A 24,024-nucleotide genomic window follows, 5' to 3' on the forward strand; every position below is an offset into this window, starting at 1 on the left:
AATCAGTAGATAAATAAGGATGAACTGACAGAATCGGACCCTGAATCGGCGGTATCTACTTTTAATAAATATCTTGGTATAGTCTACGGGATAAGTTATTATTTTGTAGATATGAAACACTTGTACTACGTAAATATTATCGTATTTCTGACAGGCTTGTCTGCATACGCCCAGCTTCCAGCCTCGCATGAGGGGTACGTGGAAGTCAGCGGTATGGCAGCGTCGAGCGTGCGAACGCCTTTTTGGCTTCGGGCCAACCAGTTTGGCACCGTACCGCTGTCGGCACCGGCGGGCACCGGGCGGGCCGGTATTCGCGGACGGATGCTGCTGACAGATACGACGAAACAGAGGGCCCGAAAGCCCTGGACGGTGAGTTATGGGGCCGAACTGGTTGGGAATGCCGGTCGGGACAATCAACTATTGGCACCTGAGTACTTCGTGAGTCTGACCCACCGCCAGATTCAGCTAACCGCAGGTCGTCGGCGTGAGGTGATCGGATTGGTAGATACAACACTGTCTTCCGGCTCGTACGCATGGTCAGGAAATGCGTTGCCGCTGCCAAAAATCCAGTTCGGAACCCGGGGGTTTGCCCCGTTGGGTCGGCGGCAATGGCTGGCTATCAATGCGTTCATAGCCCACGGTTTATTTGCCAATACCGATTACATGCAACATTCATTTCTGCATCAGAAATCCATCATCTTGCGAGTTGGTAAACCGACATCGGCCGTACGGGTATATGGGGGCATAAATCACAGCGTCCAATGGGGTGGCCATTCTGATTATCTCGACTACCATTACGCGGTGAACGGTCAGTTGCCCGGTCAGTTGCGCGACTTTCCGAACGTACTTTTCGCCATTCGAATGGGCGGCTTAAACAACCCTCGGATTACTTCCTTCGACTATGTTAACCTGTATGGTAACCATGTCGGTAGCATCGACCTGGGCATGGAACTTAGGCTGGCCTCGGTTCAGCTGATGCTCTATCACCAGCACAGTTTCGACGACGCATCGGGTATGTTTTTCCAAAACGCTCCAGACGGTCTGAGCGGGTTGCGTATTCGCCCGCTGAAGCGTGGGGCGGCTAGCTTTCATATTGATGCGTTGCTGCTTGAATTTTTATCTACGCTACATCAGAGTGGTCCCAGTTTTTACCAGGCAAACACCCATACGAAGGGAGCGGATAACTATTTTAATAATGGACAGTATGCCGAGGGGTGGACGTATAACGACCGGGTAATTGGCACGCCGTTCATTACCCGCAAACAGGATCTCAGTCCAGCCAATCAGTCCAATACGAAGTGGACCATTAACAACAACCGCCTGCAGATGGCACACGTTGGTCTGAGCGCTACCCTGGCGCAACGTATAAGCTGTCTGGCCAAGGTGTCGTATAGCCAGAATCACGGTGTACCTGGTGAGCCGCTTCCTGGTACGCCTTCTCAGTGGTCGTCGCTGCTGCAGCTCCAAACCCCGGTATCCTGGATGGGAGGAATGACGCTGACCGCGGCTGTGGCTGCCGACGTAGGGGAGTTATATTCTAATTCGATAGGCGGTTCGATAGGCCTCCGAAAAACGGTTTGGCGGAAGTAAAGCCGCAGCCTGCCGGCAACTGCTGAATGGAATCAGTCAGACTGAATCTGAACCCCCTGTTGGCGGGCGGCCTGTTTAATACGGTCCTTGATAATCTGCACGTCGTCGGCATCGTACCTGGCCGCATTGTCTTTGTGGTTGATGTAAGACCAGGCAGCCCGAACGTGATCGGGAGTGTCGATGGGGTATTTCTTGTTGACCGGATCGGCAAACGGTACATCCCCGTATTTGTGCTCGCCTTCTGACGGACGAACATCATCACGACGCTCAATGTCAGGGTTCTTTTTCATGTCGTTGTTTGTTTTGGGTAAAAGTTATACAGATTCAGCCTGATAACCAGCTTGCTCAACAGCGTCAACAACGGTTTGGCTCACGCGGTTGTCGACCGTCTGAACGGTTAGCAAGTGATCCGGATGCTCCACGTCGAGAGCAAACCCATCGAGCGGTTCAATGGCGTTCAGGAACGGCGTAACGGCGGCTACCCCCTCGTGATCGCTGATGTTGGTTTTGAAGGTGAGTGTTTTCATCGCAATCAATTCGTGTGGTTATATTCCAGATAAACGGGTCTATATTGGGTTGGTTTGATAATGCGATAGAACGGGGAATCACTAACTGGAAAGATCTGCTGGTCAGTGAGCGTACCGATGCGGTTTATGTTTTTTTGATATATAGGCTTTAGATACTATACTAGCAGAGTGAATGTCGGCAAGCGGAGCTGGACATTGAATGAGGCATTCCCGTATAAACGCGCCCGTTACCAGTTGGTTTGCGGCCCAGCCGTATGTATCGGAAACGGATTGAATGAGTCAGAAGAGGAGTACAGACAGGTCCCGGGAAGAAACGGTGAGCGCTGCTCGGGGCGCAGAAAGGCGGAGGTACCCTACTGAAAACGCCAAAACCCGCTGCTGGGCGGGTCTGGAGCAAAATACAGGTAGCGGGGAGCAGGATCGAACTGCCGACCTTAGGGTTATGAATCCTACGCTCTAACCATCTGAGCTACCCCGCCGTCTTGATGCCACAAAAGTAGGGAAAAAATCAGCGTTCCCCAAAAGTGCGCGTTGACTTTCGCAAAAAATTTCGTTTACCTTTGCCGGGGTCCCCCCTTGATCATTACCAACTATGGAGAAATTAAAATTTGTTGCGGAATACGAACTCCGGGCGTCTCCCAAAATGCTGTTCCCCTATATCAGCACGGCTTCCGGGCTGTCGCAGTGGTTTGCCAGTAAAGTAAACACCCTGCCCGAACAGCGCTTCGATTTTCAGTGGGATAACGAAAGCCACATTGCCCGGCAGGTATCCATGCGCCAGAACAAGGGGGTGCGATTTGAATTTCTCGACACGGCCGAAAATGGATCCGATAATAACTACGTCGATTTTCGTGTCGACCAGTCTGAGCTGACTCAATCTACGTTTCTGCGTGTTACAGACTACTCCAGCACGACCGACGAAGACGAACTGAAAGATCTCTGGGATGGTTTAATGGATAAGCTCAAAGAGATTGTCGGTAGTTAAAAATGCTTAATGGATAATGAATATGGTGTAGTTGCTCGTTGGATATATACCGACTTCTCACACCTTCTCTTATGCATTATTCATTCGAATGAAAAAGATAGATAAATTGGTACTCGGCTCTTTCTGGGGGCCATTCTTCCTGACTCTCGGCGTCGTCATCTTTATATTCCTGATGCGACTGCTGATGTTCTACATCGACGAATTCGTTTCCAAAGACCTTGACATGGCCACGTTTGGCCGGTTACTGTTCTACTTTGCCCTACTGACCGTTCCGACCGCCCTGCCGCTGGCCGTGTTGCTATCTTCCCTGATGACCTTCGGCAACCTGGGCGAGTTTTTCGAGCTGACCGCGCTCAAAAGTGCGGGCATTTCGCTCACCCGGGCCATGCGGCCCCTGCTGATCGTGGCCATCTTCATCAGTGTGTTTTCGTTCTGGTTCAACAATGTGGTTTCGCCCTGGGCTAACCTGAAGGGGTATAGTCTACTCTATGATATAAAAACGGCCAAAGCAACGCTGAACCTGAAGGAGGGTATTTTTTACAACGACCTGCCCGGCTACAGTATTAAAGTTGATAAGAAAATCAAAGCCGGTAAAGAGAGTACAACGGGTGATCTGCTCAAAGGCCTCGTGATTTACAAACAGGCTACAAACGGTATGGAGACCGGCAATCGGGAGATCATTCTGGCCGATTCCGGTCGTATGTATACCGACAAAGACCGGACCTATCTCGTTTTCGAACTTTTCAATGGTAACGACTATCAGGAGTATACCGACAACAATACGGTAAGCTACGCCAGCGACGGAACCAGCAAAGGGGCTCAGTTTGTCAGAAATGGGTTTAAAAACTACCGGCTCGTGATCAGCCTGGAATCGTTTGGCATCAAGCGTACGGACGAAAACCAGTTCGAATATCATGAGTACATGAAAAACCTGAGCGAACTGGCCAGTCTGACTGACTCGCTCCGGAAAGACTATAAGAACACGAGCTTGAGCGTGGCCAGTACATCCCGTCAGTATTATAGCTATCAATTCAAAGCCGACGAAGCCGCCAAATTTCAAAAGGCGAAAGACGGTAAATGGGTCGACTCGCTGCTCAGAAAGCAGGATGCTACCCGGCCCGATTTTGCCCAGACAGCGCTCAGCCAGGCCCAGAACGTTCTGAACTATGCGACATCGAACGTGTCATACCTGGCCGAAAAAGAGAAGAGCGTCTGGAAATACCAGCTCGAAAGCCACCATAAGTTTACCCAGGCAATCTCTATCTTCGTTATGTTCCTGATTGGGGCATCTATGGGGGCCATCATCAAAAAAGGGGGCTTTGGATTGCCGGTACTGATCGCTATCGTCTTTTTTATCTTCCTGTACGTATTGACCATTGCGGGCGATAAATACGCGAAAGACGGATTAATATGGGTACCGATTGGCGCGTGGCTGGCTAACCTGGTTTTGTTTCCGATTGGGTTATTTCTAATGCAACGCGCTCGCCATGATTCGCGTCTATTCGATAAAGATGTATACACCATAGCCTGGGAGCGACTAAAACGGAAATGGGCCGACCGACGCCAGCAGGCCGTTACCGAAAGCATGTCGTAAAGCGGGGTCTGTTTTTGTGACAATTCACAACATTTCTGGTCATAATTTACAGAGGGCTTCCCGTTCTTTTCCTATCTTTGCACCCAAATTCATTTTTTCAATTATAATTAGCTGTCTGAAGATGTATTTAACGACCGAAAAGAAACAGGAGATTTTCTCCACCTCGGGCTTTGCCAAAAGTGCAACGGACACCGGGTCGGCCGAATCCCAGATCGCGCTGTTTACGTACCGGATCAGTCATTTGACCGAGCACCTGAAAGTTCACAAGCACGATTACGGCACCCAACTGGGTCTTTTGAAATTAGTAGGTAAACGCCGGCGTCTGCTGAACTACCTGATGAAAAAAGACATCACCCGTTACCGGGCTATTCTGGCCGCTCTGGGTCTCCGGAAATAATTCAAGGCCACTGATGAAGGGAATCTGCTCAACAACCAAGTCCGGTCGAGTAGATTCCCTCATTTTTGTTGTTTACTTACTGATGCGATGATTGCTGCGGTGAGAAGTTTGTTGTCTGTAAAGCTGTAAGAGGGCGTATTCAAAATCTGTTGTATGTTTCAAATCACCACGCAATCCGTTGCGCTGCCCGACGGGCGGGAAATCACCATCGAAACCGGTAAACTGGCCCGACAGGCCGACGGCGCGGTGGTTGTACGACTAGGCGACACCATGCTGTTAGCCACGGTCGTATCCAGTAAAGATGCTAAAGAAGGCGTTGACTTTCTGCCTTTATCCGTTGACTATCAAGAGAAGTTTGCGTCGGCTGGTCGGATTCCGGGAAGCTTCCAGCGCCGGGAAGGCCGCCTGGGCGATCATGAAATCCTGATCAGCCGGTTGGTTGACCGGGCGTTGCGTCCTATCTTCCCTGAAGATTACCACGCCGATACCCAGGTGATGATTACCCTGATCTCGGCCGATCCAGAGGTTCAACCCGATGCCCTGGCGGCTCTGGCCGCTTCGTCGGCGCTGGCGGTATCCGACATCCCCTTTAACGGTCCGATCTCCGAAGTACGCGTTGCCAAAATCGATGGCGAGTACCGGATTAATCCTAAAACGGCCGATCTGTCGCGGGCAACCATCGATCTGATCGTGGCCGCAACGGCAAAAGACATCTGCATGGTAGAAGGCGAAATGAGCGAATGCTCAGAAGCCGAAGTGGTCGAAGCGCTGAAAGCGGCCCACGAAGCCATCAAAGTTCAATGCCAGGCACAGCTCGAGCTGCAGACCAAAGTTGGCAAGACCGAAAAACGGCAGTACAGCCACGAAACCCACGACGAAGAACTCCGCGCGGCCGTTCGGGCGTATTGCTACGACAAAATATACGAAGTAGCCCGCCGTCAGAATCCCAATAAAAAGGGACGGAGCGAAGGGTTTCGCGACGTTCGTGACGAGTATCTGGCAACCTTCCCCGAAGGCAGCGAGGTAAACGTTTCGCTGGTGAAAACCTATTTCAGCGATCTGGTCTGGGAAGCTTCACGTCGGCTAGTGCTCGACGAGCGCACCCGTCTGGATGGTCGCCGTCTCGACGAAATCCGGGCTATCTCTGCGGAAGCTGGTTACCTGCCCGGGCCACACGGTTCGGCGCTGTTTACCCGCGGAGAAACTCAATCGCTGACTACGGTAACGCTCGGTACCAAAGTAGACGAGCAGATCGTTGATCAGGCGATGTACCAGGGCTACAGCAAATTCCTGCTTCACTATAACTTTCCGGGCTTCTCGACCGGTGAGGTAAAACCCAACCGGGGCGCCGGGCGCCGGGAAATCGGTCATGGTAATCTGGCCCACCGCTCGCTGAAAAAAGTGCTGCCACCCGAAGCGGATAACCCGTATACGATCCGAATTGTATCAGATATTCTGGAATCGAACGGGTCGTCATCCATGGCAACCGTTTGCGCGGGTACCATGGCGCTGATGGATGCTGGCATCAAGATCAAAGCACCCGTCGCTGGTATTGCCATGGGGCTGATCTCGGACGGTGAGAAATACGCCGTGTTGTCCGACATTCTGGGTGATGAAGATCACCTTGGGGATATGGACTTTAAAGTGACAGGTACCGAGAAAGGCATCGTTGCCTGCCAGATGGACCTTAAGGTGGATGGTCTTTCGTACGAAGTGCTGGCTCAGGCTCTGGAGCAAGCCCGTGCTGGCCGTCTGCATATCCTGGGCGAAATGAAGAAAGGCATTACCGAAGTCCGGGCCGATCTGAAACCACACGCGCCACGGGCCGTAGTGATTAAGATTGAAACGAATCAGATTGGTGCTGTTATCGGACCAGGCGGTAAGGTCGTTCAGGATATCCAGAAAGATTCGGGTGCTGTGGTGAACATCGACGAGCACGACAACGCTGGTTGGGTGAGCATCTTTGCTACCAACAAAGAAAGTATGGACCGGGCTGTTTCACGGGTTAAAGGCATTGTAGCCGTACCGGAAGTAGGCGAAACGTATGTCGGTAAAGTAAAAACCATCCAGCCCTTCGGCGCCTTCGTTGAGTTTATGCCTGGCAAGGATGGATTATTGCACATTTCTGAGATCAAGTGGGAGCGTCTGGAAACGATGGACGGTGTACTGCAGGTCGGTGAAGAAGTGACGGTAAAACTGATTGACGTAGATAAAAAGACCGGAAAATATCGTCTGTCGCGTAAAGTTCTGCTGCCCAAGCCGGAGAACAAAAACGCGTAAGCCTTTGTTACTTTTTTGTGTAATGCAGCGTCGTACGTTTGCGTTATACAGTCACCCCACCCGGGCAACGTATCATGAGACAGCTAAAAATTTCAAAACAGATTACCAACCGCGAGAGCCAGTCGTTAGACAAGTACTTGCAGGAAATTGGTAAGGTAGACCTGCTTACACCCGACGAGGAGGTAACGCTGGCCCAGAAGATTCGCGAGGGAGACCAACTTTCGCTCGAACGACTGACGAAAGCCAACCTACGCTTTGTGGTGTCGGTGGCTAAGCAATATCAGAACCAGGGACTTTCGCTGGGCGATCTGATTAACGAAGGTAATTTAGGACTTATCAAAGCTGCCCAGCGTTTCGACGAAACACGAGGGTTCAAGTTTATCTCTTACGCAGTTTGGTGGATCCGTCAGTCTATTCTACAGGCGCTGGCCGAACAGTCCCGGATTGTCCGGTTGCCGCTGAACCGGGTTGGTTCGCTGAACAAAATCTCAAAGACCTTCTCCGATCTTGAACAGAAGTTCGAGCGCGAACCGTCGCCCGAAGAGCTGGCGGCCGTACTTGAGATATCGGCTGCCGAAGTAGTTGATACGCTCAAGATATCGGGTCGTCATGTATCGATGGATGCGCCGTTTGTACAGGGAGAAGAGAACAGCCTGCTCGACGTACTTGAGAACGATGGCGAAGACAAGCCTGATTCAGGTCTGATCAACGATTCGCTCCGAAAAGAAGTGCAACGGGCTCTTTCGACATTGACCCAGCGCGAAGCGGATGTAATTACACTCTACTTCGGACTCAATGGTGAGCATGCCATGACGCTCGAAGAAATAGGCGAGAAGTTCAACCTGACCCGGGAGCGGGTTCGTCAGATTAAAGAGAAAGCGATTCGCCGGTTACGTCATACATCGCGTTCAAAGGCGCTGAAAACGTACCTTGGCTAGTTACGAGTTAATGTAACAAAAACAGCAATGCCTTCGTCCAGGACGAAGGCATTGCTGTTTTTACTGAAGATCGATTAGAGTTTCCCCCAACAAAAAGAGAGAAATTCCAGCGAATTTCTCTCTTTTTGTTGGAGGGATATATACTGTTAGTTTTTCAAGATCCAGGCGGTAGTACCAGCTAGTTCCGTAATGGCAGTTGCGCTGGCTACTGCTTCGGCCCGATCGGCAGAACCCGAGGCTGCCACTTTATAAAGCTGGCCTTTAGCGGCAGGCATAATGATGAAAGCGTCTGCATACCCGGCTTTTCGTAACTGACGGCGAAGCCGTAGCGCATTCCGTTTGCTGGCAAAGCTACCGGCAATGACGGTGAAATGCGGACCTGTACGAACCGGCTTGGCAGCTACATCAACAGGCTGACTGTTAACCGAAGGAGTGGTAGTTGGCTGTATAGCGGGCACCACCTTGGCGACCGGCTTCGCCACAGGGGCTGCAGCGGCAGAAAGGTTCTCTTCAGATTTTACCGTTGTTGCCGAGGGTTTCGGAGCGGCTTTCTCTGTAACAAGCACTTTAGGAGACTCAGCGTTGGGGACTGATTTGGAAAACCAGTTGTCAGGGATACGTAACAGATTAGCTGGGTCAACGCTACTTTGCTGAGGCTGACCTGGCTTGATAACCGAGAAATAACTAACGAGCCCCAACGAGCCGACCAGTAATGCGGCTGCTGCGATACGCCAGTATGGGCGGGCCGGGCGCAAGGGCGTCAGGGTAGTCTCTTCGTCGCGAACAAGAACAGGCCCGGCAGCCGTAACGGGAACCGCTTCGATGGCTGGCTGGGGCTGAAGCTGACGATTGATGGCCGTTGCTGAGATGGCACTCATTCCGTAAGCTTCGCCGAAGAAGTTATGGCGCAGGCTTGGTTCGAACTGTAACCGCCCCTCGTCGTTATGACTGAATGACCCAATGCCGTCCAGTTCAAACCGGTTAGTTAACTCGACCTGACTGCGCAACTCACTAACAAACTGACTGATATGCCGTTGGGCCAGTTCACGAGTAACTGGCTCGTGGAGCATGATGTAGTTGGCCAGAATACCATCGTCCAGGCGTAATGCTTCGTTAAAAGCAACCCGCTTGCGGGGAGGCAAAAACAGACCGCTCTCTTCCGTAAATGAGGCTGGCTGGTAATGGGTCAGAAAGGCTCCCAGTTCAGGAACAACTACACAGTCGTACTGATACAGCAGCTTTTTGAGGTACTCATTAACGGATGCCATAGTGTCAGGGGCAGGATTAGAACGAATAACTGATTCCTCCGAGAAAGTTAAGGCCTTGTACCTGATAATACAAATATCGCTGGTACTGCTGGCCAAAGATATTATTTAACGCGACAAAAGCCGAAACCTGCTTGCCCAGGAAATAATCGATCTTGACGTTGGCGTCGTAGATCGGTTTGAGCGTGTAGGTAAGGTTTGAGGTGAAGTTTTTATTCTTGATGCCTTCGTAGAAATACAGATCGGCCGTTATAAATAACTTTTTGTTCAGCACATAGGAGTTGGTCCAGGTAGCGGCAACGCGCGGGCGACCCCAGGCCTCGTCGAGCCGCTCGAGACCGTAGCGGAAGAAATCGCCCCGAAGCGACGAGCGAAATTTGTCTTTCTGAGCATAGGCCAGTTGGGCAGAAATGGTCAGCACTCTGGAAACGCCACCGTCGTAGAGAATAAAAAACTTGGTGGTGTCAGGAATGCTGTTGTTGAAGGTTGAAAAATTACGGTAGCTGGCATAGGATACTTTACCTTCATACGAGAAGCCTCCCCCCAGATTTCCTTTCGAGCCGCCATAAATGTCCAGCGACTTAACGGTGTTGGCCAGCAGTACTTCCGGAGCGAGCCATCGGTTCTCGGTCAGGAACGAGCGCAGGGTATTTCGGTTGATGTCCCCGTCAACCCCGGCAAAGAAATGGATGTTTCCCGTTGGCACGATATCGATATCAAGGACCGGAAACGCCCGCGTACTATTGATCGACTGTCGTTTATCGGTTTCGTTAACGGCGTTGATCCCCGCCGTGACGGTCAGAAATGACGAGCTGTATTTAAAGGTTGGCTTTACCCGGAACAGGTTCCGGTTATCGACGATAGGGCCGTCAGAACGCTGGGTCACATAAGCATCAGCAGCCACCAGCGCAAAAACGTTGTCTGTAATGCCAAGCGACGCGTTGAAGTTGGTGCCCCAGTCCGTTTCAGCCGCGTTAAACCGGTCGCGCAGGGAGGTAATACCGGTTTTCAGCGAGTAGTCAATTGCATTCTCAGCATTGGCGTTCTCGATACCAAGCCGGAAGTTGAGGGTATTTAGTCGCTGCCGGATCCGGTCCGGGTTGAAGTCGGGTCGGGCCGCGTACTCCCGGCTATAGCCATAAAAACCGTAGGCGTTGCGGTCGAAACCCAGATCGGCCTGAAATTTAAATGCATCGGTCAGGTATTTGCCTGTTACGTTCAGACGGGTATCGGCTTGGGCTGAATTTTTTCCGTCCACGGGGCCGATGCCGGACGACAAATGCCGGGCCGAGGCTTCGAGCGACAGGTTCGACAGGTTGTTTAGCCCTACGAAGCCTTCACCAAAAAATGAGCTGTAGTTACCGGCCCCCAGCTTTACATAGTTATCATAAGCGGGATTTTCGTCAGGAGCGGTAGTGGTCGGGGCTAACACGCCGGGTGTGATCCGGGGATCGCCAACGGTCAGTTTTCGATCTTCAAACTCATACGTCAGCTTACGCTGTTCGGTAGAAGGCTTTACCGAAGGGATTTTGTTGAAGAGCCGGTTAGCCGGGGGAAGCTCGATCTTCCGACTTTTTTCTACGGTGATTTCCTGATTATCGATCTCGCCTTCTTTTAAGGGTCGGGTTGGCCGGGGCTGCTGTGCTAACACGGCCGCAGAGACGAAGAGCAGGGGGAGGGTATGTAAGGGACGTACAGTCATAAGGGATGCACGATAAACTGACAAGGCTAAACGATGAATGATACCGTGGGCAGGGCCTGGGTCGATGCCTCGTTTAGCCGCTTCGTTCATCATTAATTTTTGCTGTCGAGCGTGGCTAGTTTCTGTTTGGCTTCAGCGACGATGGTCTGGTCGGATGAGTTTTCGATAATGGAGTTGAGCACGGCTTTGGCCTGAGCGGTTTCTTCCAGGGCTACGTTGTTATCGGCTACCAGCATGAATGCTTTTCCTTTCCAGTATTCAAAATCGCCAAACTGTTCGTTAAACTTCAGCAGCGAAGCAATGGACTCTTTGTATTTCTTCTGTTTGTACAGGATGTCGCCGAGATAGTATAGCGCTTCGGCCCCGTTGACATCTTTGCCCAGAGCTATGGTTTTATCCAGTTCAGTCTGGGCCGTCTTGTAGTCGCCTTTGGCGAACGCAACTTTACCAAGCATCAGCTGAGCCCGGTTTTGCGCACCTGGCACAACGTTACCGCCCGTTACGACGTCGCGGGCAATGGCAGCGGCTGAATCAGGCTTGGGCATGGCAAAGTACGTATCCATCAGCCCCAGCTGGGCCGTTACCTGAGCGGCTTTATCGTCGGCTTTGCTGATAATCAGCTGGTAGTTACGAATGGCGCGCGGGTAATTTTTCTGGCTGGTCTCCAGCTCGGCAGCCCGGGTGGCAGCCCGAACCAGGAAGCTGGACCGGTTATCGGCAATAATCTGGTTGTAGTAACGCAGGGCGTTGGCTACATCGTCGGTTTGCCGGTATGATTCGGCCAGATAATAGCGGGCTTCGTTCAGGTTAGGACTGGCCGGGTATTCCTGCAGGAAGGCAATGAACGATTGGATAGCCTGCGCATATTTCTCGTTGGCGTATATGTTGCGGGCATTTTCGAACTGCACTCGCTCCACATCTGTACTCCCCGGGTTGCTCTTTTTATACTGCCCCAGCACCTGCGAGAACTCCTCGGGGCGACCGGCATCATTGAGCGTATTCTGTATACCCAGTAACGCACTTTGAGCCTGCTCGGAGTCGCCGTAACTGTCCAGAATTCGTTTGTAGTCCGCTACGGCGGGGTCGTATTGCTGGAGGTTGCCGTAGGCGATGGCCCGTTTCAGCAGCGCGGCTGGCACCAGTTTGCTATTGGGTTTACCGTCGATCAGCTTCGAGAAGCCCCGGATGGCTACCTGATACGCGCCTTTCTCAAAATCTACGTTGGCTGTCTGGAACAAGCTCTCGTCAACGAATCGCGAATTGGGAAACTGACGCTGTACCTGGTCGAACTGCGCCTTGGCTTCAGCATCCCGACCTACGTAGCTAAGAATGACTGCTTTCTGGTAAGCCGCGTAATCTTTGTCTGGTGCATTACGGGCGATGGCCTGATCGTAATAACGCATGGCATTCTCGTACTGCTTTCCGGCAAAATAAGCATCGGCCAGCCGGATGGTAGCGTCCAGTACCTGCGCCTGTTCGTCGTTGTCGGCTTTCCGGCTCACAAAGTCACGGAAATAGGGTAAGGCCCGGGCGTAGTCTTTCTTATTGTAATAGGCGTACCCCAGCGCATACAGGCTTTTGGACGCATACTCACCCGCTCCTTTGGCAATGCTGGCGTATAACGGAATCGCCGTATCGTATTGTTTCCCCGCTGAATAGGCCTCCGCTTTCCAGAACTGAGCCGCCTGCTGCAACGCATTATCGACCGGATACCGGAGCGATTTGTCGAGGTTGGCTACAGCCTGGGGGTACCGTTCGGCGTTAAAGTCGTTAACGCCCTGATTGTACGTCAGGCGCTGGTACGTTGTATTGATTCTGGGAGTCCGGCGTTTCAGCCCTTCAATGTACGCGATAGCCGCCGGGTAATTATTGGATGCGAAATAGGCTTCACCGACCAGTTCGTTGGCTTCATTCTCAAACTTGCTGTCGGGATACTGTTTCAGGAACGCTGTGAGTTCCTTCACGGCATCGGCGCCGTTGTTCTGATCAACGAGCAGCTTGGCATGATTGAACCGCGCTTCTTCCTGAATATCCCGATTGAACGACAACCGTCCGGCCTGATCAAAAGCATTGAGGGCGTAGGTGGGATTCTGGGTCTGGAGATAGCTTACCCCAAGTGTATAGGCGGCATACTGGGCGGTTGTGTCTTTCCCCGTTGCCAGCGATTTCAGCTGGGTGATAGCGTCTGTGTAGGCACCCGTCCGGAAGAGTGACTGTCCGTAACGGAACCGTACGGCGCCCGGTGCTTTGGCACCAGCAGCGGCTATGTACTGCTTATAATAGGGTATAGCCTTCGCGAACTGATTTTGCTGGTAATAGACTTCGGCCGTAAACAGCGCTACCTCGCTCAGGCCCGCCCCGTTCGAGCGCCGAAGCAGGGGCTCGGTATAGGCCAGCAGGTCGTCGAACCGGCGTTGTCGGTAGAGGGCCTGGGCAATCCAGTTGGGTACCTGGTTCTGATAGGTTGGATTGGTTTCAACGCGCCGGAAGTCGGCCACGGCTTCGTTGAAATTCCGATTCCGGAAGTTGATTACTCCGGCATAGTAGGAAGCCGCGGGAGCGTCGGTCGAGTTGGGGTCGAGTTTTACCTCGTTCAGCAAAGGCAAAGCCCGTTGCAAATCCTGGGTGTTGTAATAAGATAGCGCCAGCTGGTATTTATACCGGCTGTTGTTTCCGCCCTGAGCAACCGCTTTCTCAAGAAAGCCGATGGCTTTGGTGTAATCTTCACGGGCAAAATAATAAGAGCCGAGGTCGCCGTAGAGCTGACTGGCTTTTGGATGGGCGCTATGGTTCTTAACGAAGCGATCGACCAGCAGTTCGGCGCCGGGCTCGTCGATATACAAGCTGGTCAGCGCGATGTAGTATTCGGCATCGACGGCATTCTGATCGTTGGTATTGAGCAGCGTACTGGCGCCCTGGCCCCGGCGAGGTTCAAGGTACTGCCGAAACTCATACCGGGCCGCAGCATAGTTACTGCGTTCAAAAAGTTCGAGACCGTTGCGGTAATGGTAATCGGGTTCCTGGTAACTCTGGGTTCGCTGGGCCAGCGCCGACAGCGTGGTAAACAGCCCAAAAGTCAGCAGACAGAGTTGTCGACAGCGCTGACGGGATTGGGAAGGATGATGGGGCATAGTTGATTGTTGCTAAAATTAGTACCCGGAAAGACGCAGCCCGCAGGGTCATTGGGAGCGCTCCGCGTATGGCTAATGTTCCCGGCGAGGGGTTTTGTAACGGTTATTTCACCCAGAACGTCGTAACTTCGCCGACAAAATGACAAAGTTCAATTCAATCTGGACAAAAAACGAAGGTATTCCCGTTTCCGTATGAAAAAAAACGCCCGGCTCTTTTATTTACTTACTGTCTGGACACTTTTCGCTTCTCTACAAACGCTTGCCGTTCCACGCTTCGTCAACGATGAAAATCTCCCGGCTCCGGCCCCCGGTATCTCCTATGTGTTGTCGATGCCAGAGCCCCAAACCCACTACTTTGAGGTAGAAATGCAGCTGAAAAACAGCGCATCGGCCACTAGTGCCAAAAAGAATGGATACGTCGATATCAAAATGCCGGTCTGGACGCCCGGCTCGTATCTGATTCGGGAGTATGCCAAAAACGTGGAAGCTTTTTCGGCTTCGGCAGCCGGGAAACCCGTTCGCAGCGAAAAGGTCCGCAAAAATGCCTGGCGCGTTTACTCAACAGACGACAACCTGACCGTTAAGTACCGGGTCTACGCCAACGAGCTGACTGTCCGGACGAGTTTCGTTGATGCTGACCACGGATATGTAACGCCAGCCAGTGTGTTTATGTATGTGGAAGCCCTTAAAAATCAGCCGCATCGCGTGGTGGTGCAACCCTATAAGGACTGGAAAAAAGTAGCCACCGGACTGAAGACCATCAGCGGGGCACCCTATACATACGAAGCCGCCGATTATGACCTGCTGGTCGATTCGCCGATTGAGATCGGGAATCACAAAACATTCTCCTTCACCGCGTCTGGCATTCCTCATACGGTGGCTATGTTTGGTGATGTGGCCTATGACGAGAAGCGTCTGGCCGCGGACTACACCCGGGTATGCGAAACGGCGGCTTCGGTGGTTGGCGAGCATCCATGTACCGACTATACGTTCATTGTTCACCATATTCCGCAGGGCGGGGGCGGTCTGGAACACCTGAACTCCACCACCCTTGAAACCTACCGGACAGCCTACGCCACCGAAGCCAGCTACAAAGGATTCTTCACGCTGGTAGCCCACGAGTACTTCCACCTCTGGAACGTAAAAAGAATTCGGCCGATCGCGCTGGGGCCCTTTGATTACGACAATGAGAACTACACAACCATGCTCTGGTTGTCGGAGGGCTGTACATCATTCTACGAAGATTATATTCTGCGCCGGGCTGGCTTCCACAGCCCGGAAGCCTATCTGGGCATTGTGGCCAATGACATCACCCAGATCGAGAACCAGCCGGGTAGTCGTGTGCAATCCGCATCAGAGTCGAGCTGGGACGCCTGGATCAAAGGGTATCGGCCGAACGAGAATTCTGCCAATACGACCATTTCGTACTACAGCAAAGGATCGGTGCTCGGAACCCTGCTGAACCTGACCATCCTGGCCGGCAGCAACGGCGCGCGCAATATGGACGACCTGATGCGGCTGCTCTATACCGAGTACTACAAAAAGCAGAAGCGCGGGTTTACCGATGCTGAATTCCGGCAGGCGGCAGAACAGATGGCTGGTCGGAAACTCGACGATTTTTTCGGTACGGCAGTCAATAGTACCAATCCAATTGATTACAACGCTTATTTCGCTCCGGTCGGCCTGCAGCTGACCAACGTAGCCGGTCGTACGCAGGACGGTTTCCTGGGTGCCGGTACTACGGTTCAGAACGGAAAAGTAGTAATCTCGAGCGTTCGGCGTGGGTCGGCCGCTTACACGGATGGGTTGAACGTCGGAGACGAAGTACTGGCTGTTGACAGTGTGCGGGTGGGCGACGACCTGCTGCGGTTAATAAGCGGCCGCCGGGTAGGCGACAAGCTGGACGTACTCGTCAACCGAGCTGGCCTGGTTCGGAAGTTGACGATAACCCTTACGCAAAACCCGCTGATAAGCTACCGGCTGGAACCGGTCGCCAACCGGACAGACGCCCAGAAAGCGCTGTTCAATAAATGGCTGTACATCAAGTAGGATAAGTTGACCTTCAAAAGGGCAAAGCGGCTTTGGCACTATGTTGTTAAAGCCGCTTTGTTTTCAGCATGTAAATGCATTTTATGACCTACAAAAAGCTATTTGCATAAATACATGTTATACTTTTCAATAGAAAAATAAATATAAAAATAGAATAAGTATATAAATTTAAATATTAATAAATATAAGTTCTTTTTCCTGTTGCTGTTTATCTTTAGGTAAAAAGCCAGGATCTACGCTCGTTATCTCATTAGGCAATGATTACTATTGCTGCATACATGTGGACTATATGAGAAAATTTTATAACCTGATAGTCTTCATACTGGTTTTCGTAAGTGCTGGAGAAGCACTGGTATGGGCGCAGAAACCCTCAGGGTCGTCTGCGCCCATACCAGTACCGGCCGTATGTGGTACCGTTACGCCCGCTAAAGGTCGGACAGCAGAACTAAACCGATTATCTAAATTGGCGCTGGGCATCAAACAGGCTAATGCGGCCGCCAATACAATTACCCATCTGCCCATTCGCCCTCATATCTATCGACGTAGCAACGGCACAGGTGGATTTAGCCTGGCTGCCCTCAACAATGTAATTGCCCTGACCAATTCGTACTACCTGCAAAACGGGTATGGCCTGCAGTTTTATCTGGCCGGCACATCACCCAACTACATCGACGATGACGCCCGTTATGCGGTGTTCAACTACACGGACGAAGAGGGTATGGTCGGGTCTACCAGCGTCAATAATGCACTGAACCAGTATTATGTACAGGATTTTAGTAATGGAATTGGCGGGTACGCGTATTTTCCGGAAAACCTGCTGCAGACAACCCGCTCCTTTATACTCGTTGGTGGACCAGAAACGGAGAATGACCTGGGTAATCGGTTGATACCGCACGAGCTGGGCCATAACTTCGGTCTGTTGCATACGTTCGAACGCGCCATTGCTACTGAACGGGTAACCCGCAACCCAGGCGAGGTTTCTCCGCGCTTGCCCGCCAACTGCACAACGGCGGGCGATTTCGTTTGCGACACCCCGGCCGATCCGTTCGGCCTGCCGGGCGCCAGCATAGCTAATAGTACCACTCCGTCCTGCCTTACCTATACCGGTACCACTCTGGATAGTAATGGGGACGCCTATAATCCGCTGCTTACCAACATCATGTCCTATTATTTTCCGTGTAAGCATGATTTTACACCGGGGCAGTACGATCGGATTCAGGAAGCGCTGGCGCTGCGCGAAACACACACGGCCTACACGCTGAACTTTCCGCCTACCGCGGTTCCGGCCGTGACGAACCTGCAGGCGTCGGTAGGTTTGTCAGGCGCTATTGCCCTCAGCTGGCAGGATAACGCCAGCAACGAAATGGGGTACTTTATAGAACGGGCAACCGCTGCCGCCGGGCCGTTTGTTGCCATTGGTGGTGTAGCGCCCGATGTCAGCGTGTTTGCCGATGTCCGGGTAACGACCGGTCAAACGTACTATTACCGGGTGAGGCCTTCCAATACCAGTACAGGTGCCCTGAGTACCGTAGCTACAGTCACCGCTACAGGTACTCTTTACTGCCGGCCTGGGTTCAGCTACGGTGCCAGCACGACAGAACCTGACGGGCTGAACGCCGTATTCATGAACGGAGAAACGCTGAGCACGCAATCCGGGCCTGCGGCCAACGGCTACAACGAATACAGGCCTTCGTCGCTGACCGTTGTTCCGGGGCAGGTGTGTAATCTGAACGGCTCCTTTCTAAGCACAACCCAGCAGGAAGGCATTTCGGTATGGCTCGATACGAACCGCAATGGCGTGTTTGAGAACAGCGAGCGGGTTGCGTCTGGCCTCTCTACGAGCCAGTTTTCGTTGAGTCTGACAATTCCGGCCAGCGTAACGGCCGGCCAGCTGGCTATGCGTATCATTGTTTTACCCAACAATATCGCCAGCGCTACTGGTGCCTGCGCCAACTACACCTACGGCGAAGCTGAAGATTACTCGATTACGGTGCAGACGGGTGGTTGTACCATACCGACTGCTCCGACGGTCAATCCTGGAATTACTACAGCTTCTTTATCGTGGCTACCAGCCAGTGGCGCTACCAGTTACGCCCTCCGCTACAAACTTGTGAACAGCCCGACCTGGATCAATCTATCGCCCACTACTACCCCGACCTACTCATTAACCGGTCTCGTACAGGGAACCGCTTACCAGTGGCAGGTGCGGTCTGACTGTGGCGGCAATGGGTCGCCCTGGGTGGGGCATATCTTCGTTAGCCTTTGTCCTGACGGACCGGTCAGTACAACAACATCGGTGCTTACCGAACAATCGGCAACCCTGAGCTGGACCGGCGGTTACGCCCCGTACGAAGTGCGCTATCGTACAGAACCAGACGGCGCCTGGCAGCTAAAGACTGGCATAACGACAACCACGTATAATTTGACCGGCCTCACCTCAGCTACCACGTACAGCTGGCAGGTACGCAGTCGCTGCTCAGCCGAGGGTGGTTCGTTGTTCACCTCCGTGTCCAGCTTTACCACGCCGGGCTATTGCCGTCCTGTGTTCGGAGCGGCTACCAACTGCACCGATGGCGACGCTATTACGTCGTTTATCCTGAGCAGCACAGCACTGAGTCTGAACTCGGGCTGTTCAGCGGGAGGATACGGATCGTTTACATCGGTATCGGCTACCGTAAGAGCCGGCAACAGCTACACATTTACCGGCACAACGGCATCCAACCTGTTCGCGCCCGGGCAGGGCGTGGCCATCTGGATCGATCTGAATCGTAACGGGCAGCTGGAAACCGGCGAGCGCGTCTATGCCATGACTGAGCTGATGCCCGTAGGGCAGACGACATTCAGCGGGAGTTTCAGCATTGCGTCCGGTACCGGGCCGGGGCTGCTCACCATGCGTATATTACTGGTGTATGGGCAAATCCCATCAGCCAGTTGTGGTAACTATAACTACGGAGAAGCCGAAGATTACCGGTTACAGGGAGAAGCCAACTGCCTGACTATGGTTTCAGTGAAAGATGGAAACTGGAACGACCCTACCGTCTGGTCCTGCGGTCGGGTGCCAACGGCAAACGACCTGATTGAAGTCAGTCATATGGTTAGTTTACCAGCAGGTTATACCGGTCATGCCCAGCGTATTCGTATCAACACCGCCCGGAAACTGGTATACGGCACCGGTAGCCAGTTGCGCCTGGGGCAGATTAATTAAATCGGAACGGTAACGTAATCGAAACGCAGCGAGATGTCCGCTTTTGACCGGTGTCTCGCTGCGTTTTCGATTTTTTGATATAATTTTTTGATAACCAGTTGGCTATGTGTGTTCTGGTAGCGCGGTCCGGCTGTCGATTTGGAGTTATGCTTCACCCACCAGCATCAGGGCGCCTACCGTTACGTTGCTCGTTTCATCAATCAGGATCGCACCACCGGTGGCGCGGTTCTGTTGATAAGGATCAAAGCTAACCGGCTGGGCGGTGCGTAAGACAACCCGGGCCAGATCATTGAGCGCCAGGCTTTCTACGCCTTCTATTTTTTCGTAGGTGTTTACATTGAGCTGGTGGACAATTTCCCGTACGGAGCATCGGGTCCGGGCGGTACCAACCTGCAATACGTATTTACTACCTACCCGCAGTTCTTTTGTATCCATCCAGCAGAGCATGGCTTCTACCGTTTGGCTGGTCAGCGGCAGCCCGTCGGAGCGAACCAGGAGGTCGCCCCGGCTGATATCAACGTCGGTGGCCAGGTGAAGAACCACTGACTGTGGAGCCATGGCTTCGGTCAGGTGTTGGCCGGCAATTTCAATAGCGTCGATCGTGGAGGTTTCCCCGGAGGGGAGTACCGTAATCGAGTCGCCCGTGCGGAACAGCCCACTGGTAATTTTACCGGCATAGCCACGATAATCGTGGAGTTCGCTCGTCTGAGGCCGGATTACGTACTGCACCGGAAAACGACCGGCTGCACCCGCATCTGCACTGATTACCTCATCGACCTCAATGGTTTCCAGATGTTCGAGCAGCGTTGGCCCATCGTACCAGGGCATTGCCGTTGAGCGGTCAACTACATTATCGCCGTTCAGCGCACTGATGGGGATGTAGGTAACCTGGCTGACGTTCAGATTCCGGGCCAGCTCGGCGTACTGGATGCATATATCCGAAAAAACATTCTGCGAATGCCCGACCAGGTCCATCTTATTGACGGCTACCACAATATGTGGAATACCCAGCAGGCTGGCAATCAGGGAATGACGTCGGGTTTGCTCAACGACACCCTGCCGGGCATCGATAAGGACAATAGCCAGTTGACAGTTTGAGGCACCCGTTACCATGTTGCGCGTATACTGGATATGCCCGGGTGCGTCAACGATGATGAACTTCCGTTTCGGCGTCTGGAAATACCGGTAGGCAACGTCGATTGTAATACCCTGTTCGCGCTCGGAGCGCAACCCGTCAGTCAGCAGGGCCAGGTCAACGGTTCCATCGTCGCGGCCTTTCGTGGCTCGCTCAATGGCTTCGAGCTGATCGGCCAGAATGGATTTGGAGTCGTAGAGCAGCCGGCCGATGAGCGTACTTTTGCCATCATCGACGCTGCCGCAGGTAATAAAACGTAAAAGATCCATTGTGAATGAGTGAAAGATGGATGGAGCAGCGAGGCCGGCAAGTGAGTCCGCAGATGCACTTGGTTGCCCGTTCCCCAATCATCCAATTAAAAATAGCCTCCTTTTTTCCGGTCTTCCATTGCCGCTTCGGAGAGCTGATCGTCCATGCGGGTTTCGCCCCGCTCGCTGATGCGGGTAGCCTGAATTTCGGCGATAACGGCATCCAGCGTACCGGCATCAGACTCAGACGCGGCCGTGCAGGAAATATCACCCACCGTACGGAACCGTACGGTTCGGGTAACGAGCTGATCGTCGGCTTCGGGTTTGATGACGCCACCAGCCGTGGCCATCAGCTTGCCATCCCGAACGAGTAATTCGCGCTCATGAGCGAAGTATAGACTGGGTAAGGCGATATTCTCACGCTGGATGTAATTCCAGACGTCTAGTTCGGTCCAGTTCGAGATGGGAAAAACGCGCACGTTTTCTCCTTTGTGGATACGCCCGTTGTAGAGGTTCCACAGCTCGGGACGCTGCCGTTTAGGGTCCCACGAACCAAACTCGTCCCGGACAGAAAAGACCCGTTCTTTAGCCCGTGCCTTCTCTTCGTCCCGACGGGCACCACCGATGCAGGCGTCAAACTCAAACTCTTCAATGGCGTCGAGCAGGGTGAACGTCTGCAGGCCGTTACGGGTGGCGTTGCGGCCGGTCGGCTCCTTTAGTTTTTTGGTCCGGATCGTATCTTCTACATAGCGGACAATAAGCCGTTCGCCGATCCGGTTGGCCAGTTCATCGCGGAAGTCAAGGGCCTCCTGAAAATTATGTCCCGTGTCGATATGAAGCAGTGGGAACGGAAATTTGCCCGGCCGAAACGCTTTGAGAGCCAGGTGAACCAGCGTAATTGAATCTTTACCGCCCGAAAATAACAGCGCGGGCCGCTCAAACTGCCCGGCTACCTCCCGTAGGATATGAATCGCTTCCGATTCGAGTTGATCGAGATAATCCATGTTTAATGAGTGAAGTAGCGAATGCATGAAGTAGTGAATAAAGGCTTGGTCGTAACTATTCGTTTAGTCACCACTGTAGGCATTCACTCATTTAGCGTGTAGGCCACATTCCTTTTTTGAGTTGTCTTCCCACCACCAGCGGCCGGCCCGGAAATCTTCGCCGGGCTGGATAGCGCGGGTGCACGGCTGGCAGCCAATACTGACAAAGCCCCGGTCATGGAGGGGGTTGTACGGTACATTGCGATCTTTGATGTACTGCTTCACCTGTTCGAACGTCCAGTCCATCAGCGGGTGGAATTTAAACAGGTTATGACTATCGTCCCACTCGAGCTGGGTCATGGTCTGCCGGTTGGGCGACTGCTCGGCGCGGATGCCCGTGATCCAGATTTTCTGACCAGCCAGTGCACGGTTGAGTGGCTCTATTTTTCGGATAAAACAGCACTCTTTCCGGTTTTCGACCGAGTCGTACATGCTGTAGGGCCCCTTGCCGGTCATCAGGCTTTCGACCGATTCCTGTTTGGGGAAATAAGCTTCGATTTTAGCGCCGTAGCGGTCGTTGGTTTTTTTCCAGACCGAGTAGGTTTCGGAAAACATGCGGCCCGTATCGAGGGTGAAGATGCGGATCGGAATATCGTTGGCCAGAATCAGGTCGGTGATAACCTGATCTTCGTAACCCAGACTGGTTGAAAAGACAACCTGGCCGGGAAACTGTTCGGCCAGGGCCCGTAGCGCTGTAACAGGGTCCTGGCCGCGCAGTTGCTCTGCCAGGGTGTCTAGTGTGGGGGTGCTTGGTTCGGCAATCATAGTTGTATGGACTCCTGAACCGGAACGGGCCTTAGCCCGCCCGATTCGATTACTGTAATTTAACCGCTTTGCCCGTTTTGGCTGATTGGCGCGCGGCATCTAAAATTTCCATGACAATCAGGTTATTCTCCACCGACGTAAGCTCGTCTGGTTTCGTTTGGCCCCGCAGCAACTGGGCCAGATACGCAAATGGATCAGCCGCCGGGGCGGCCGTGGCCGGGGCTTCGAGAGCCTGTTCGGCCTCCTTCTCCGTCCGCCGGATGCGCATGCGCGACTTGTCGAGGGTGAAAACAGAGCCGGTCTGGCCGTATACCTCCATATCTTTCCGGGCGTAGGGCCAGTTCTAGGATGCCTGAATGACGGCCTGAGCCGTTGGGTACGTCAAAATGATGGTTGCTTCGTCATCTACCCTGGGATAAATGTCCGGTTTGATCTGCTGGGTAACGGCCAGAACCGATGTAGGCCGCTGGCCCCGCATGAGCCAGGTCGACAGGTTGGCCCCGTAACAGCCAAAATCAAATAAAGCACCCGCCCCATTGGTGGCCGGATCGGTAAGCCAGACCAGAAACTCGGGCATGACCCCAATTTCTTTTGGCCCCTGGTGGCCGTCGTGGACAACAATCTTACGCACATCACCAATGGCTTTATCGCGATGCGTGATGCCGTAAGCGTGGTGATTGCTCGTATACCAGGTTGTTTCGTAATTAGTAAGAAGCTGTACGTTATGCTTTCTGGCCAGGGCTGCCATCTCTTTCGCGTCGGCATAGCTCGTGGCCAGCGGCTTCTCGACCATGACATGAATGCCCCGCGGAGCGCATACCTTTACCGTTTGCAGATGATCAACGATCCGGCCAAAATCCGTTACGGCTTCTGGTTTGGTTTTGTCGATCATTTCGGCCGTGGTGTTGTAGACCAGACTCATGGGCAGTTTGTACTGCTTCATGAACCGCTCGGCCAGTTCCCGATTCGGCTCGGCAATACCGACAATTTCGATACTTTTTCCGTTTAGTCCCAGAATCTGGTGGACATGTGAGTGAACCAGACCAGCTACGCCCACCCGTACTTTGCCGGACGTAGTTTGTGCGCCCGCTGCCTGAGCGAGTATGCATACGGAAAACAACAGGACTAATCGACGGATCATGAGCGTAGGGAGTTATGGGTTATGGGTAT

At 52.9% G+C, this 24,024-nt stretch carries 16 protein-coding genes, 1 tRNA gene and 1 pseudogene; 8 read left to right on the forward strand and 10 right to left on the reverse strand.

Translation table 11 applies throughout. The features are described 5' to 3' along the window. The first annotated feature begins 111 nt into the window (after positions 1-111). Complete coding sequence (locus FBR45_RS08825; RefSeq protein ID WP_138501214.1) at positions 112-1,590, forward strand: capsule assembly Wzi family protein; 1,479 nt, start codon at positions 112-114, stop codon at positions 1,588-1,590. Between the two features lie 32 nt (positions 1,591-1,622). On the opposite strand, the gene FBR45_RS08830 is transcribed toward FBR45_RS08825, so the two are convergent. The 3 genes from FBR45_RS08830 to FBR45_RS08840 all read right to left on the reverse strand — a co-directional run bounded on the left by FBR45_RS08830 (position 1,623) and on the right by FBR45_RS08840 (position 2,596). Beyond that, the gene (locus FBR45_RS08830) at positions 1,623-1,880 is read right to left on the reverse strand and encodes a DUF6582 domain-containing protein (protein ID WP_138501216.1); all 258 of its coding nucleotides are present in this window, start codon (positions 1,878-1,880) and stop codon (positions 1,623-1,625) included. 24 nt (positions 1,881-1,904) lie between these two features. Continuing rightward, complete coding sequence (locus tag FBR45_RS08835) at positions 1,905-2,117, reverse strand: copper chaperone (RefSeq protein WP_138501218.1); 213 nt, start codon at positions 2,115-2,117, stop codon at positions 1,905-1,907. Positions 2,118-2,522: 405 nt separating this feature from the next. Further along, positions 2,523-2,596, reverse strand: a tRNA-Met gene (locus tag FBR45_RS08840). A gap of 113 nt (positions 2,597-2,709) precedes the next feature. Between FBR45_RS08840 and FBR45_RS08845 the strand changes: the two genes are divergently transcribed. The 5 genes from FBR45_RS08845 (at position 2,710) to FBR45_RS08865 (ending at position 8,311) form a co-directional block, all read left to right on the forward strand. Continuing rightward, positions 2,710-3,102, forward strand: a complete 393-nt coding sequence (locus tag FBR45_RS08845; RefSeq protein WP_077919834.1) for an START-like domain-containing protein — start codon at positions 2,710-2,712, stop codon at positions 3,100-3,102. A gap of 88 nt (positions 3,103-3,190) precedes the next feature. After that, complete coding sequence (locus tag FBR45_RS08850) at positions 3,191-4,696, forward strand: LptF/LptG family permease (protein WP_138501220.1); 1,506 nt, start codon at positions 3,191-3,193, stop codon at positions 4,694-4,696. A 121-nt stretch (positions 4,697-4,817) separates the two neighbouring features. Then, positions 4,818-5,093, forward strand: coding sequence for a 30S ribosomal protein S15 (gene rpsO / locus FBR45_RS08855; protein ID WP_077919832.1), 276 nt, complete (start codon positions 4,818-4,820; stop codon positions 5,091-5,093). Between the two features lie 153 nt (positions 5,094-5,246). Beyond that, positions 5,247-7,373 carry a polyribonucleotide nucleotidyltransferase gene (locus FBR45_RS08860; RefSeq protein ID WP_138501222.1) on the forward strand — a complete coding sequence of 709 codons (2,127 nt, stop codon included), beginning with the start codon at positions 5,247-5,249 and terminating at the stop codon, positions 7,371-7,373. Positions 7,374-7,447: 74 nt separating this feature from the next. Then, entirely contained in the window at positions 7,448-8,311 is an 864-nt protein-coding gene (locus FBR45_RS08865; protein WP_009282104.1) for a sigma-70 family RNA polymerase sigma factor, read from the forward strand. Between the two features lie 146 nt (positions 8,312-8,457). On the opposite strand, the gene FBR45_RS08870 is transcribed toward FBR45_RS08865, so the two are convergent. From FBR45_RS08870 to FBR45_RS08880, 3 genes are all read right to left on the reverse strand, one after another. After that, positions 8,458-9,579, reverse strand: coding sequence for an HU domain-containing protein (locus tag FBR45_RS08870; protein ID WP_138501224.1), 1,122 nt, complete (start codon positions 9,577-9,579; stop codon positions 8,458-8,460). 16 nt (positions 9,580-9,595) lie between these two features. Next, positions 9,596-11,278, reverse strand: a complete 1,683-nt coding sequence (locus FBR45_RS08875) for a TonB-dependent receptor (protein WP_138501227.1) — start codon at positions 11,276-11,278, stop codon at positions 9,596-9,598. A 92-nt stretch (positions 11,279-11,370) separates the two neighbouring features. After that, the gene (locus FBR45_RS08880; RefSeq protein ID WP_138501229.1) at positions 11,371-14,409 is read right to left on the reverse strand and encodes a tetratricopeptide repeat protein; all 3,039 of its coding nucleotides are present in this window, start codon (positions 14,407-14,409) and stop codon (positions 11,371-11,373) included. Positions 14,410-14,601: 192 nt separating this feature from the next. Here FBR45_RS08880 and FBR45_RS08885 point away from each other — a divergent pair, with 192 nt between their 5' ends. Together FBR45_RS08885 and FBR45_RS08890 are read left to right on the forward strand one after the other, a co-directional pair. After that, the gene (locus FBR45_RS08885; protein WP_138501231.1) at positions 14,602-16,458 is read left to right on the forward strand and encodes a M61 family metallopeptidase; all 1,857 of its coding nucleotides are present in this window, start codon (positions 14,602-14,604) and stop codon (positions 16,456-16,458) included. Between the two features lie 289 nt (positions 16,459-16,747). After that, positions 16,748-19,663, forward strand: a complete 2,916-nt coding sequence (locus tag FBR45_RS08890) for a GEVED domain-containing protein (protein ID WP_138501233.1) — start codon at positions 16,748-16,750, stop codon at positions 19,661-19,663. Between the two features lie 144 nt (positions 19,664-19,807). Here FBR45_RS08890 and FBR45_RS08895 read toward each other — a convergent pair whose 3' ends face one another. The 4 genes and pseudogenes from FBR45_RS08895 to FBR45_RS08910 form a co-directional block, all read right to left on the reverse strand. Further along, the gene (locus tag FBR45_RS08895) at positions 19,808-21,067 is read right to left on the reverse strand and encodes a sulfate adenylyltransferase subunit 1 (RefSeq protein ID WP_138501235.1); all 1,260 of its coding nucleotides are present in this window, start codon (positions 21,065-21,067) and stop codon (positions 19,808-19,810) included. A gap of 86 nt (positions 21,068-21,153) precedes the next feature. Further along, entirely contained in the window at positions 21,154-22,050 is an 897-nt protein-coding gene (gene cysD, locus FBR45_RS08900) for a sulfate adenylyltransferase subunit CysD (protein WP_138501237.1), read from the reverse strand. A gap of 87 nt (positions 22,051-22,137) precedes the next feature. After that, positions 22,138-22,854: a phosphoadenylyl-sulfate reductase gene (locus FBR45_RS08905; RefSeq protein ID WP_138501239.1), complete on the reverse strand. Its 717-nt coding sequence runs from the start codon at positions 22,852-22,854 to the stop codon at positions 22,138-22,140. Positions 22,855-22,903: 49 nt separating this feature from the next. Further along, a pseudogene (locus tag FBR45_RS08910) lies at positions 22,904-23,995 on the reverse strand (Gfo/Idh/MocA family protein). Positions 23,996-24,024 lie beyond the last annotated feature (29 nt).

The organism is Spirosoma lacussanchae, from assembly GCF_005870035.1.
Lineage (GTDB): Bacteria > Bacteroidota > Bacteroidia > Cytophagales > Spirosomataceae > Spirosoma > Spirosoma lacussanchae.

Bases quoted from the DNA above. Each gene is read 5' to 3' on its own strand.
- FBR45_RS08825 (WP_138501214.1), top strand. From the start codon at position 112: ATGAAACACTTGTACTACGTAAATATTATCGTATTTCTGACAGGCTTG.
- FBR45_RS08830 (WP_138501216.1), bottom strand. From the start codon at position 1,880: ATGAAAAAGAACCCTGACATTGAGCGTCGTGATGATGTTCGTCCGTCA.
- FBR45_RS08835 (WP_138501218.1), bottom strand. From the start codon at position 2,117: ATGAAAACACTCACCTTCAAAACCAACATCAGCGATCACGAGGGGGTA.
- FBR45_RS08845 (WP_077919834.1), top strand. From the start codon at position 2,710: ATGGAGAAATTAAAATTTGTTGCGGAATACGAACTCCGGGCGTCTCCC.
- FBR45_RS08850 (WP_138501220.1), top strand. From the start codon at position 3,191: ATGAAAAAGATAGATAAATTGGTACTCGGCTCTTTCTGGGGGCCATTC.
- rpsO (WP_077919832.1), top strand. From the start codon at position 4,818: ATGTATTTAACGACCGAAAAGAAACAGGAGATTTTCTCCACCTCGGGC.
- FBR45_RS08860 (WP_138501222.1), top strand. From the start codon at position 5,247: ATGTTTCAAATCACCACGCAATCCGTTGCGCTGCCCGACGGGCGGGAA.
- FBR45_RS08865 (WP_009282104.1), top strand. From the start codon at position 7,448: ATGAGACAGCTAAAAATTTCAAAACAGATTACCAACCGCGAGAGCCAG.
- FBR45_RS08870 (WP_138501224.1), bottom strand. From the start codon at position 9,579: ATGGCATCCGTTAATGAGTACCTCAAAAAGCTGCTGTATCAGTACGAC.
- FBR45_RS08875 (WP_138501227.1), bottom strand. From the start codon at position 11,278: ATGACTGTACGTCCCTTACATACCCTCCCCCTGCTCTTCGTCTCTGCG.
- FBR45_RS08880 (WP_138501229.1), bottom strand. From the start codon at position 14,409: ATGCCCCATCATCCTTCCCAATCCCGTCAGCGCTGTCGACAACTCTGT.
- FBR45_RS08885 (WP_138501231.1), top strand. From the start codon at position 14,602: ATGAAAAAAAACGCCCGGCTCTTTTATTTACTTACTGTCTGGACACTT.
- FBR45_RS08890 (WP_138501233.1), top strand. From the start codon at position 16,748: ATGAGAAAATTTTATAACCTGATAGTCTTCATACTGGTTTTCGTAAGT.
- FBR45_RS08895 (WP_138501235.1), bottom strand. From the start codon at position 21,067: ATGGATCTTTTACGTTTTATTACCTGCGGCAGCGTCGATGATGGCAAA.
- cysD (WP_138501237.1), bottom strand. From the start codon at position 22,050: ATGGATTATCTCGATCAACTCGAATCGGAAGCGATTCATATCCTACGG.
- FBR45_RS08905 (WP_138501239.1), bottom strand. From the start codon at position 22,854: ATGATTGCCGAACCAAGCACCCCCACACTAGACACCCTGGCAGAGCAA.